The following is an 11,538-nucleotide window of genomic DNA, read 5'->3' as shown; positions in this document are numbered from 1 at the left end:
TAATGGGTATTAACCACTAGGCGTTCTTCCTCGCTGAAAGTGCTTTACAACCCGAGGGCCTTCTTCACACACGCGGCATGGCTGGATCAGGCTTGCGCCCATTGTCCAATATTCCCCACTGCTGCCTCCCGTAGGAGTTCGGGCCGTGTCTCAGTCCCGATGTGGCTGATCATCCTCTCAGACCAGCTACGGATCGTTGCCTTGGTGAGCCATTACCTCACCAACTAGCTAATCCGACATAGGCTCATCCAATAGCGAGAGCCGAAGCCCCCTTTCTCCCGTAGGACGTATGCGGTATTAGCCTGGGTTTCCCCAGGTTATCCCCCACTATCGGGCAGATTCCTATGCATTACTCACCCGTCCGCCGCTCGTCAGCGGGTAGCAAGCTACCCCTGTTACCGCTCGACTTGCATGTGTTAGGCCTGCCGCCAGCGTTCAATCTGAGCCATGATCAAACTCTTCAGTTTAAAATCATTGTGATGCTTACTCGCCACCCGAAGGTAACAAAAGCGCATCAAACTTGGCTCAAGGTTCAAACGAATTCATTCAAACTTTCGTTTTCATGACCGCTTGCCTTGATATTTGGTGATTTATCACCCTCATCGGCAAGCGCCCACATGAATTACCTGATCAAATTGTTAAAGAGCTGTTTTCGCTGCTGAACTTCCGAAGAAGTAACTAGCTAACCGATGAACTGGCTTGCCTCAGCGAGGAAGGCGTATTCTACGCATTTCCTGGTGTTTGTCAATCACTGTTTTGAGTGAGTGAAGCGAGTGAGCGAAGAAAGCGAGATAACGTTGCTTTCTGGCGTGGCTCGTTTCAAAAAGCGCTGGAAGACATCGAAGCATGTTGCTGCTGAGTTCTTCTAACTCTCTGACAAACCGAAGGTTTTCACCTTCAATCACCGCTGGTAACGCTGTGCGTCCCCGGCAGCGGATGCGTACTTTACGGATTCGCTGCCGTCTTGGCAAGTGGTTTTGTAAAAAAACTCCAACATTCGTCTATTACCCTAATGCCAGCAGTAGCATCCCCTCTATTTAAGTAAGCGCAGGAATTGAGTCAGGCACTAATGACTCGGTGCTGAGATCAGCAATTGTTCGCGCACCGGTGAGCGTCATCGCCACCTTCATCTCTTTTTCGAAAAGCTCAAGCAGGTTAGCAACTCCCGCCTCACCTGCTGCTGCAAGCGCATAGATAAAGGCGCGACCAATCAATGCTGTATCTGCGCCCATGGCAATCATCCTTACTACATCCAACCCATTACGCACACCAGAATCAGCCAGGATGGCCAGGTCACCCTTAACTGCATCTGCAATAGCAGGCAGGGCACGCGCGGTAGAAGGCACACCATCCAACTGACGGCCACCGTGGTTTGAAACTACAATGCCATCAGCCCCAAAGCGGACTGCATCACGGGCATCATCAGCATCCAGTATGCCTTTAATAACCATTGGGCCATCCCACTGCTCACGAATCCAATCCAGATCTTTCCAGGAAATAGAGGGATCAAAGTTATCGCCAAGCCAGGCAATATAATCTTCAAGCTCCGTCGGCTGACCACGATAATCAGACACGTTGCCTAGGTCATGCGGGCGACCATGCACACCGACATCCCAAGCCCAAAGAGGATGCAACGCAGCTTGCAGCATACGTTTCATAGGCCCGCTTTTGCCGCTCATGCCTGAATGAGCATCGCGATAACGCGCACCAGGCACAGGCATATCAACGGTGAAGACTAATGTTTTAACCCCTGCCGCCTTAGCACGCTCAAGCACGTGCTTCATAAAGCCCCGATCCTTCAATACATAAAGCTGAAACCAGATGGGCCGCTCCACTGCCGCTGCCACTTCTGCAATTGGGCATACGGAGACCGTCGATAACGTAAACGGTATGCCCTTCTTGGTCGCTGCCCGTGCTGCCTGGACTTCACCACGCCTAGCGTACATGCCTGTTAGCCCCACCGGCGCCAAGGCAAGAGGCATTGCCATCTTTTCACCAAACAGTTCGGTTTCCAGCGATAGCGACGACATATCCTTCAACACTCGTTGCCGCAGCGCGATACCCGCTAGGTCTTCAACATTGTGCCGCAACGTATGCTCTGCGTATGACCCACCATCAGCATAGTGAAACAGAAACGGGGGGATACGACGCTTGGCAGCTAGGCGGTAGTCCGTCGGTGATGAAATGATCATGGCAGGCCCTATGCAATAAACAGATGCACTATCGATAAGTACTATCTATAAACGGTCATCGAAGCGTCAGTGTTAAACGCCCTAGATAAAATTGGTTTTACCAATTTACAAAAAATTTGCATCAACAGTAATGAGGCGCCGCAGTCGTGTCAAACGCGCATCACGCATCACGGCGTATTTTGGCCATATACTTTAGTTATAAACCAAACAAGCGGTGCCAATAGTCACCAATTTGCTAGCCTTTTACTGTTGAGACAAACCATTAAAGCCCCTACTATTGGTCTTACCAATTATGAGGATCTGCACTAATGACTTATCCACCGCTCCGCCAGCAGCGCTTGGCTGATGTGATTACCGAGCGCCTTGAGGCAATGATTCTTGAAGGTAGCCTCAAGCCTGGTCAGCGCCTGCCACCAGAAAGAGAGCTTGCTGAACGTTTTGGCGTGTCGCGCCCCTCTCTACGTGAAGCCATCCAAAAGCTTGCCGCACGAGGCCTGCTTACCAGCCGCCAAGGGGGTGGTACCTTCGTGAATGAAACGCTCAACAGCGGCTACACCGACCCTTTGTTGGAGATGCTTTCCCGGCACAACGAATTTCATTTGGATTTGCTTGAATTTCGCGATGCGATGGAAGGCATTTCGGCTTATTACGCCGCGTTACGCTCGACGCCAGCGGACAAAGCCGTATTAATCCAGCGCTTTGAAGAACTTGACGGTGGATTTGTGGGCGCCAACCCCGCCCAAGAAGCAAAGTTAGATGCCGCCTTCCACCTCGCTATTGCAGAAGCCGCTCATAACGTACTGTTACTTCACACTATTCGAGGCATTTTCCATTTATTAGAGCAGAGCATCGTTGATAACCTCGCCCATCTTTTTGCAAAGCCCGACTCGCGCTCGCAGTTAATGAAGCAGCACCGCGCCCTGCTAGATGCGATTTTAGAAGGCCGTGCTGAAGATGCCCGCAGCCGAGCGCACGAGCACCTAGTGTACGTTGAGGAGGGTCTTCTCGAGATGGCCAGAGCGGAAACCCGCGCCCAGCGAGCCCTGCGTCGTGCCCAAGGTACCAGTAGCACACCCGCATGAGTCGCTTACCTCGCCTTTCAGACCATCGCTGGCGACTGCTCTGGCTGATCGCGATTCCGCTAGGGCTCATGCTATGTATGTGGCAAGCCGCTCAACTGGCCCGCGAGCAGGCGCTATCAAACTTACAAGACGATGCCGAAAACGAGCTGCGGCTTTCTGCCGCCAACTTAAACGGTTACCTGCTGCGCTATGATTATTTGCCACAAATGCTGGCGACCAGGGAAGGCGTACAACGTTTTTTAGACTCTCCAGACAGCCAAGACCCCATGCCGCTCAACTTGCTGCTTGACCGTTTTCGCTTTACCTCTGGGGTCTCTGATGTCTATTTGCTTAACCGTAACGCCGATACCATCGCTGCCAGCAACTGGCATCGCCAGAATACCTTTATTGGGCATAACTACGCGTTTAGAAGCTATTACACGGAAGCCATTGCCGGTCGGCAAGGGCGGTTTTACGGTTTAGGTACCCAATCGCTGGAGCGCGGCTACTTCTTTTCGGCCCCCGTCTGGCTTGATGATACCTCTCCCGATGCCCAGCCCGACGGCGTCATGGTGATTAAGGTCTTGCTGGATGAGGTCGAAGAGGGCTGGGCGGAGCAAGACGCCGAGCTGCTGGTCACTGATAGCGACAATATAATCTTCATGGCCAGCCGCCCGGAACTGCGCATGAACGCGCTCTATCCGCTTAGTGATGATCGGCGCGATGCACTGCTTGCAACGCGACGCTACGCCATGGAGCCATTGTCGCCATCGGGTATTAATATAGAGACAACATATGGACCTGACAGCGCGTTGGTGAGCTTCTCGCAAGGCCCGCTCAGTGGCGGCCGCTATTTAAGCCTTACCCGGCCGGTGGCAGAGTTTGGCTGGCAGATGCATATTTTTAAACCCTTAACGCCGGTTATAAGCGCGCAATGGATCGCCGCACTAATGGCGGGAGGGCTTTATGGAATCATTGCCCTGGGTGGCGCGATTGGGTGGCAGCGTTTGCGCTTACGCCGTGAGCGCGAAGCGTTTGCTGAACGTGAGCGGCAAACGCTTTCCCTCGTTCGCGATGAGCTGGAGGAGAGTGTCGAGCGGCGCACGCGCGACTTGGTAGCCAGCAACCAGCGCCTCTCGGATGAAATTGAAGAGCGCCGCCGCGCAGAAGCCAACCTGCGCCAAACCCAAGATGAGCTGATTCAAGCCGCCAAGCTCGCCGTCCTTGGGCAATTGGCCGCCGGGATCAACCATGAACTCAATCAACCGCTGGCCGCTATTCGTGCGTATGGTGAAAACGCCCGGCGCTTTCTGGCGCTTTCCCGGGTTGATCAGGCCGACACCAACTTGGAACAAATTGTTGAATTAACCAAACGCATGGCCGATATCAGCGCGCAGCTTCGCCAGTTTTCACGCAAGAGTAGCGAGCGCCAGGAGACAATTTCCGTCCAGGCGTGCATTGAATACGCGCTGCGTTTGTTTCAAAGCCGCCTGCGTGAGGAACATATTCACGTCGAACAACAGTGGCCTGACGTCACGCTATGGGTCACCGGTGATTTAGTACGCCTTGAGCAGGTGCTGGTGAATCTGATCGGCAATGCGCTCCATGCCATGAAAGAGACCCCTAATCCGACGCTCACGCTGAGCGCCACGCTTACCGGAAAGCAGGTAACCATCAGCGTGATAGACAACGGCCCCGGCATCGGTGAGCAGCACATGGCGCAGATTTTTGAACCCTTTTTCACCACTAAAGCACCAGGAAGCGGGCTAGGGCTGGGACTTTCCATCTCTTCGCGTATCATGGACGACCTTGGCGGCAAGCTTCAGGTCGTGAACCGTGAACAAGGTGGCGCATGTTTTACCATCTCGCTACCTTACTCGCCGCCCGCTCACCCGCACGCTCCACACCTTTTAAAAGAGAATAATAAACATGCATGAGCCGTCGACACTGCCGGTCATGGTGATCGACGACGAGCCCCATCTGCGTATCACCGCCAGTCAAACACTTGAACTTGCCGGCTACACGCCCTACTGCTTTGAAACGGCCGAGCAGGCGCTGGCCGCGCTGCCGGAGAATTTCCCAGGGGTGATTGTCAGTGACATCCGCATGCCCGGCATGGGCGGCATGGAATTACTTCATGAGCTGCATCACCGCGACCCTACCCTGCCGATTATCCTGATTACCGGCCATGGCGATATTTCCACCGCCGTGGAAGCTATGCGTGCCGGTGCCTGGGACTTTCTGGAGAAACCGTTTGCCGGTGATCAGTTGCTCGACGTCGTACGGCGGGGCATAGAAAAGCGCCAGCTCAGCCTGGAAAATAATCGCCTTAAAGCCGAGCTGGAAGTACAGCAGGCCGCCCTTGGCCCTCGCTTGGTCGGTCGTACAGCAGTAATCTCGCGTCTGGCCGCCATGATCCAGCGCATCAGTCAGGTAGAAGCCGATGTGCTGCTGTTTGGTGAAACGGGAACGGGGAAGGATTTGGTCGCCCGTGCGATCCATGAGCGCAGCGCGCGCCGCAACAGCCCTTTTATGGCGATCAACTGCGGTGCCGTACCGGAACACACCATTGAGTCTGAGCTGTTCGGGCATGAAAAAGGCGCCTTTACCGGCGCAGTGGAGCGGCGCATTGGTAAGTTTGAACATGCCAACGGCGGCACCGTGTTTTTGGATGAAATCGAATCAATGCCGCAGGCCCTGCAGGTCAAACTGCTGCGTGTGCTTCAGGAGCGCAGTATCGAGCGACTGGGCGCCAATGAAGTCATCCCGCTCAACTTGCGCGTGATTGCGGCCACCAAAGTGGACCTAAAGGCCGCCGCTGAAGAAGGTCACTTTCGCGAAGATCTCTATTACCGACTCAACGTCGTCACCTTGCCTTTACCCGCGTTGCGCGAACGTCGGGAAGACATCCCTCTCCTCTTTCAACACTTTGCGGTTGTGGCTGCGAATCGTAGTGGCCTGGAAGCCCCCAGTCTGGACAGCCATGGCATCGCGGCCCTGCTGGCTCACGACTGGCCCGGCAACGTGCGTGAATTGCGCAACCTGGCAGAGCGCTACGTGCTGTTGGGGGCGGCGTTTGATTATCGCCTAGACATGTTGCTGGAAGGGGCCGCGGCTGATACCCAGGAACCCACCCTGCCGCGCCAGGTGGAGCTATTTGAAAAGAGTCTGATCAGCCAGTCCCTTTCCCGCCACCATGGCCGTGTAACGGACGTCTGCCGCCACCTGGGTATCCCGCGTAAAACCTTTTACGACAAGCTCAAAAAACATGGTTTAAACGCTGATGACTATCGCCACAGCAGCGACCCCTGATGCATAAGCTCGACTAATACCGACCAGGGGGGCGCCCAGGGCAGCAGGGTTAAGGTCGCAATCAGCATTAAAAGATTAGACATCGGCCGTCGGCTGTCACCCAGCTTGAGCGCGGTGCCAAATGAGCGTTTCAGCCGGGCCCCTTCCAAATCGACGCTATAGATCTCATCAAGCCCTAAATGAATGATAAACCCTAGCAAAACGGCCGCACCATGCGACCATGCCATCCATGGCGGCTGAAACAAAAGATGAAAACTCAGCGCCGCCGTTAACAGCGAGCATAGCCCCGCCGCCAGCAGTGAATGCCAAATACCCCGATGCACCGTCAACTTTGAGAACAGGATCCCCGCCAGATAGCGCACCGAGAAGTAAATGCCGCCACAGGCAAGAAGCAGCATGCCCGGCGTTAGCCATGACTCCAGCAGCATCACGCCCAGCACCAGTGAAGGCACAGAAAGAATATTAAAAATCAACCGGATAGAGCGCGACCGATCCGCATCAATATCGGGCAGAATGCCGCCAAACGCGACCAGCGCCACGATCAATATCGCCTGGGAAGAAGGCCACCACTGTGCTTGCCAGCCCGCGTACGCCATTAGCATGCCGCCCGCGGTCGCTACCGTAATATGCGTGCGAAAGTTCGCCATGTCGCGGCACCCTAGAAAACTGGATAAATTACCAGATTTTTTAAGATTGCAACATGGCTGATTTAGAAAAAAGGTTGGTAGGCCAACGCTTTAGCCAACGTTAATCATAAGCATGCTTCGGCCAGGAACTGATCTTTCAGTTTTACATAGTTGCCCGCCGTATACGGGAAGAACGCACGTTCTTTATCTTTCAAAGGGCGTAGCGCTTTGGCGGGGTTGCCCGCATATACATAACCGCTTTCCAGGTGCTTGCCGGGTGTAACGACCGCGCCTGCGGCAATAATCACCTCGTCATCGACCACTGCGCCATCCATGACGATCGCCCCCATGCCCACCAGAATTCGGCTGCCCAGCGTACACCCGTGCAAAATAGCCTTATGGCCAATGGTTACGTCTTCACCAATCGTGAGCGGGAAGCCCGCCGGGTTGAAGTCGCTGGCGTGGGTAATGTGCAGCACGCTGCCATCCTGCACGCTGGTACGCGCACCAATACGAATCCGGTGCATATCACCCCGGATCACCGTCATCGGCCATACCGAGCAGTCGTCGCCCAACACAACATCGCCAATCACAACGCTTGCCGGGTCAATGTACACACGCTCGCCCAGCTGCGGTGACTGGTCTTTAAAATCTCTTAGCGCACTGTTTGTGTCTTGCATGGCACTCTCCTGATCGTCAAAGAACCTACCGGCTATCTTATAGCGGTTATACGGCGCGCCTTAGCACGGCACGGTTTATAACAGCCCGCCCAGCAATACGATAAATGTCAGCGGAATCGACACCCAACGAACCACGTTACGCCATAAAAGATAGCCGCCTTCCCCGGCGCCCAGTGCTTGCATCGCGGTAGTCCGCGGCATTACCCAGGCGGCAAAGATGGCAATCATCAACCCTCCCAACGGTAAAAACACGTCGGGCGGAATACTGCTGACCAGCTCAAAAACATTACGCCCAAACAGCGGCCGAAAATCGGCAAGCGTTGAGAACGAGAACGCCGATAAAAGCCCCATTAGCCAAACGCTCAGCGCGACGATAGCCGTGGCGATGCTTCGCCGACACCCCAAGCCTTGCAGCGTGACAACCATTGGCTCTGCCAGATTAATCGCCGATGTCCAGGTTGCCAGCAACAGTAGCAGGAAAAATACGCTTAGCCACACTACGCCACCGGGCAGCTCTGCAAAGGCGATAGGCAGCGTCACAAACATCAGTCCCGGTCCTTCGGCCGGATCCATTCCCTGGGCAAACACCACGGAGAAAATCGCAATACCGGCCAGTAGTGCCACGCTGATGTCGAGCGCCGCCACGGCCACAGCCGCTTTAGGCAGGCTCTGGTCTTCCGGCATATATGCCCCGTACGCCATCAGTGCACAGGCACCCACCGCCAGCGTAAAGAAGGCGTGGCCCATGGCATGCAGTACCACGGTAGGCGTTAGCGCCTCAAACGAGGGTAGAAATAACCACGCCAACGCCGTAGAAAAGCCATCGGTGGTAGCGGCATAGCCTGCCAGCAGGAGTAGCAAACCATAGAGCAGCGGCATCAACAGATTATTAAGCCGCTCGAGGCCTTTTGAGACGCCAGCGGCGACTACCGTCATGGTCATAAATAAAAACAGCGAATGATTAAAAATCAGCAAGCCGGGGCTGGCTAAAAATGCATCAAAACCTGCCCCGATCTCTGCAGCCGTTGCACCGCTGAACTGCCCGTTCACTGAAGCGACCAGGAACTCGATCGACCAGCCGGAAACCACGGAATAGAAAGATAAGATACAAAAAACGGTGAATGCGCCGAAAATTCCCAGCCAACGCCAGTTAGCAGATGCCCCGGCATCCATGGCCAGTGCACCAAGCGCCTGTATTGGCCCACGGCGCCCCGCTCGGCCGATGAGAATTTCAGCCATCATGACAGGAATACCCAACAGCAGAACAAAGCCTACGTAAATCAGTAAAAAGGCCGCGCCGCCGTTTTCACCTGCGACATAAGGAAAGCGCCAGATGTTGCCCAGCCCCACTGCTGCACCCGTTACCGCCAAGATAAAGGCCCGCTTCGACCCCCAGCGCTCCAGCGTTTCGCTCATTGTTGACTCCTGCCATTGTGGGCACTAAAAGGCGGCAAGACTAGCAGGCGCCCGCCAAGAGACCAAACCTTGCCATTGAAAGAGTGGCCGACTGCCCGCATTTTGTGACTATCATCGCGCTTTTTTTGCGCCCCCTAATTGTTGCCCACGAGGTGCTTATGTCCCGCAATCCCCTGCTTGAGACGCACGAGCTTCCCCCTTTCGCTGAAATACGTGCAGAGCATGTGGTGCCTGCGGTGGAAACATTGCTTGATGAGAACCGCGCAACGATTGACCGTTTGGCGCAACAGGCCTCAAAAACCCCGCCCACCTGGGAAAGCTTCGCTGTGCCCCTTGAGGCAGTAAGCGACCGGCTCTCCCAAGCATGGTCACCGGTTTCCCACCTAAACGGCACCATGAATACACCGGAGCTTCGCGAAGCCTACCAAGCCTGCCTGGAAAAACTTTCCGCCTTTGGCACCTGGGTCGGCCAGCATGAAGGGCTTTTTCATGGCTGGCAGGCACTCAAAGAGGGCGATGCCTGGGCCACGCTAGATTCAGCTCAGCAGCGCACGGTGGATAACGCCCTACGCGATTTCCGCCTTGCGGGGGTGGATTTACCCGCCGATAAAAAAGCCCGCTACGGCGAAATCCAGTCGCGCCTTTCTACGCTTTCCAACCAGTACTCCAATAACGTGCTGGATGCTACCCAGGCATGGCATAAGGACATCGACAGCGAAGAGGAGCTGGCAGGTGTTCCCTCAAGCGCGCTGGATACATTAAAAGCCCTCGCCGAAGCCAAAGGGGTCGCTGGATATCGGATCACCCTGGATTTCCCGAGCTTCTTCCCGGTGGTTAGCTATGCCGACAGCCGCGAACTGCGCCGCGAGGTGTATACCGCCTTTGTTACTCGCGCATCCGACCAGGGCCCGGGTGAAGGTACATTTGATAATGCTCCGATCATGGAAGAGATTTTAGCGCTGCGCCAGGAGCTTGCGAAGCTCTTAGGGTTTAAGACCTATGCCGATTTTTCACTGACCACCAAAATGGCTGAATCGCCCGAGCAGGTGCTCGATTTTATGGGCGATCTTGCGCGCCGTGCGGTGCCGCAGGCGAAAGAAGAATTTGCCGAATTAAGCGCCTATGCCCGCGACGAGCTCGGCATCGACACGCTGGAACCCTGGGATATCGCCTACGCGAGTGAAAAGCTTCGCGAGACGCGCCATGCGATTTCCCAAGAGCAATTGCGCCCCTACTTCCCCGCACCGCACGTGATTGATGGTCTCTTTCACGTCGTTGAGCGGCTCTATGGAGTACGCGTAGAAGAAGATATCGACGCCTCGCGCTATCACGCTGACGTGCGCTATTTCCAGATTACCGAAAACGGCCAGCCGATCGCCGGGTTCTATCTGGACCTGTACGCCCGCGAAGGCAAGCGCGGCGGCGCCTGGATGGCCGACTGCCGGGTACGCCGCCAGACCGATAACGGCATCCAGCGTCCGGTGGCGTTTTTAACCTGTAACTTTACCGCGCCGGTTGGGGGCAAGCCTGCTCTGCTGACTCACGATGAAGTCACTACGCTGTTCCACGAGTTTGGCCATGGCCTGCACCATATGCTGACCAAACAGCATATTGCCGATATTTCAGGTATTAACGGCGTTGCCTGGGATGCCGTCGAGTTACCCAGCCAGTTTATGGAGAACTACTGCTGGGAGCGCGAAGGGCTTAACCTGCTTGCCAAACATGTAGATACCGGCGAAGCCCTGCCTTCTGAGCTGGTTGAGCGCCTGCAGGCAGCCAAAAACTTCCAGTCTGCCATGGGCATGGTGCGGCAAATTGAGTTCTCGGTCTTTGACCTGCGCCTGCACTATGAATTAAGTGCCCCCAAAGCCCGCGACGTTCAGGCACTGTTAGACGAAGTACGCAGTGAAGTCTCAGTGGTGCCAGCGGTGTCCTTCAATCGCTTTCAAAATAGCTTTGCGCATATTTTCGCCGGTGGCTACGCCGCGGGTTACTACAGCTACAAGTGGGCCGAGGTGCTGTCTGCCGATGCGTGGAGCGCCTTTGAGGAGGCGGGTATATTTGATGCTGATACCGGCCAACGCTTCCGCCGTGAGATTTTAGAGCAGGGCGGGGCGCGCGACGCGGCCGAGCTCTTCGTGGCGTTTCGTGGTCGCGAGCCCAGCGTAGAGCCGCTGCTGCGCCATAGCGGCATTCGCGCCGCCTAATTTTTTACTGACCTCAGCTTATTGACCTAAGCGCGGCGCCAAGC

General features: G+C 55.3%; 8 protein-coding genes and 1 rRNA gene. 4 read left to right on the top strand and 5 right to left on the bottom strand.

What is annotated here, in order from left to right; genetic code table 11:
- Both ACT3R7_RS18785 and lldD read right to left on the bottom strand, forming a co-directional pair.
- Positions 1–467: ribosomal RNA gene (locus ACT3R7_RS18785) — 16S ribosomal RNA — on the bottom strand; the annotation flags it as partial.
- Positions 468–1,037: 570 nt separating this feature from the next.
- Positions 1,038–2,192: an FMN-dependent L-lactate dehydrogenase LldD gene (gene lldD / locus ACT3R7_RS18780; protein WP_193092635.1), complete on the bottom strand. Its 1,155-nt coding sequence runs from the start codon at positions 2,190–2,192 to the stop codon at positions 1,038–1,040.
- Positions 2,193–2,500: 308 nt separating this feature from the next.
- Here lldD and ACT3R7_RS18775 point away from each other — a divergent pair, with 308 nt between their 5' ends.
- From ACT3R7_RS18775 to ACT3R7_RS18765, 3 genes are read left to right on the top strand one after another with little or no spacing between them, the layout of a single operon-like run.
- Entirely contained in the window at positions 2,501–3,274 is a 774-nt protein-coding gene (locus ACT3R7_RS18775; RefSeq protein ID WP_009724995.1) for a GntR family transcriptional regulator, read from the top strand.
- On the top strand, positions 3,271–5,190 hold the full coding sequence (locus ACT3R7_RS18770) for a sensor histidine kinase (RefSeq protein ID WP_496199353.1): 1,920 nt from the start codon (positions 3,271–3,273) through the stop codon (positions 5,188–5,190). Before ACT3R7_RS18775 ends, ACT3R7_RS18770 begins: the two co-directional genes overlap by 4 nt.
- Positions 5,183–6,565 (top strand): sigma-54-dependent transcriptional regulator, encoded by a 1,383-nt coding sequence (locus ACT3R7_RS18765; protein ID WP_193092637.1) that lies wholly within the window; start codon positions 5,183–5,185, stop codon positions 6,563–6,565. The genes ACT3R7_RS18770 and ACT3R7_RS18765 overlap by 8 nt, the downstream gene beginning before the upstream one ends.
- Here ACT3R7_RS18765 and ACT3R7_RS18760 read toward each other — a convergent pair.
- From ACT3R7_RS18760 to ACT3R7_RS18750, 3 genes are all read right to left on the bottom strand, one after another.
- Positions 6,541–7,212 carry a metal-dependent hydrolase gene (locus tag ACT3R7_RS18760; protein ID WP_193092638.1) on the bottom strand — a complete coding sequence of 224 codons (672 nt, stop codon included), beginning with the start codon at positions 7,210–7,212 and terminating at the stop codon, positions 6,541–6,543. The genes ACT3R7_RS18765 and ACT3R7_RS18760 overlap by 25 nt on opposite strands.
- A 104-nt stretch (positions 7,213–7,316) precedes the next feature.
- Positions 7,317–7,871 (bottom strand): gamma carbonic anhydrase family protein, encoded by a 555-nt coding sequence (locus tag ACT3R7_RS18755; RefSeq protein ID WP_192539272.1) that lies wholly within the window; start codon positions 7,869–7,871, stop codon positions 7,317–7,319.
- 75 nt (positions 7,872–7,946) lie between these two features.
- The gene (locus ACT3R7_RS18750) at positions 7,947–9,287 is read right to left on the bottom strand and encodes a sodium-dependent transporter (protein ID WP_193092639.1); all 1,341 of its coding nucleotides are present in this window, start codon (positions 9,285–9,287) and stop codon (positions 7,947–7,949) included.
- A 158-nt stretch (positions 9,288–9,445) separates the two neighbouring features.
- Here ACT3R7_RS18750 and prlC point away from each other — a divergent pair, with 158 nt between their 5' ends.
- Positions 9,446–11,494 (top strand): oligopeptidase A, encoded by a 2,049-nt coding sequence (gene prlC, locus ACT3R7_RS18745; protein WP_193092640.1) that lies wholly within the window; start codon positions 9,446–9,448, stop codon positions 11,492–11,494.
- The last annotated feature ends 44 nt before the right edge of the window (positions 11,495–11,538 follow it).

The sequence above is a fragment of the Halomonas sp. AOP43-A1-21 genome (assembly GCF_052376775.1).
In the GTDB taxonomy this organism is placed as follows: Bacteria; Pseudomonadota; Gammaproteobacteria; order Pseudomonadales; family Halomonadaceae; genus Vreelandella; species Vreelandella colorata.
Note: the sequence above shows the minus strand (reverse complement) of the source record. Positions and strands in the feature narration are given on the sequence as shown.

What these genes read in the sequence shown, in the direction of transcription:
- prlC (WP_193092640.1), top strand. Translation starts at nt 9,446, where the DNA reads ATGTCCCGCAATCCCCTGCTTGAGACGCACGAGCTTCCCCCTTTCGCT.
- ACT3R7_RS18775 (WP_009724995.1), top strand. Translation starts at nt 2,501, where the DNA reads ATGACTTATCCACCGCTCCGCCAGCAGCGCTTGGCTGATGTGATTACC.
- ACT3R7_RS18760 (WP_193092638.1), bottom strand. Translation starts at nt 7,212, where the DNA reads ATGGCGAACTTTCGCACGCATATTACGGTAGCGACCGCGGGCGGCATG.
- ACT3R7_RS18750 (WP_193092639.1), bottom strand. Translation starts at nt 9,287, where the DNA reads ATGAGCGAAACGCTGGAGCGCTGGGGGTCGAAGCGGGCCTTTATCTTG.
- lldD (WP_193092635.1), bottom strand. Translation starts at nt 2,192, where the DNA reads ATGATCATTTCATCACCGACGGACTACCGCCTAGCTGCCAAGCGTCGT.
- ACT3R7_RS18765 (WP_193092637.1), top strand. Translation starts at nt 5,183, where the DNA reads ATGCATGAGCCGTCGACACTGCCGGTCATGGTGATCGACGACGAGCCC.
- ACT3R7_RS18770 (WP_496199353.1), top strand. Translation starts at nt 3,271, where the DNA reads ATGAGTCGCTTACCTCGCCTTTCAGACCATCGCTGGCGACTGCTCTGG.
- ACT3R7_RS18755 (WP_192539272.1), bottom strand. Translation starts at nt 7,871, where the DNA reads ATGCAAGACACAAACAGTGCGCTAAGAGATTTTAAAGACCAGTCACCG.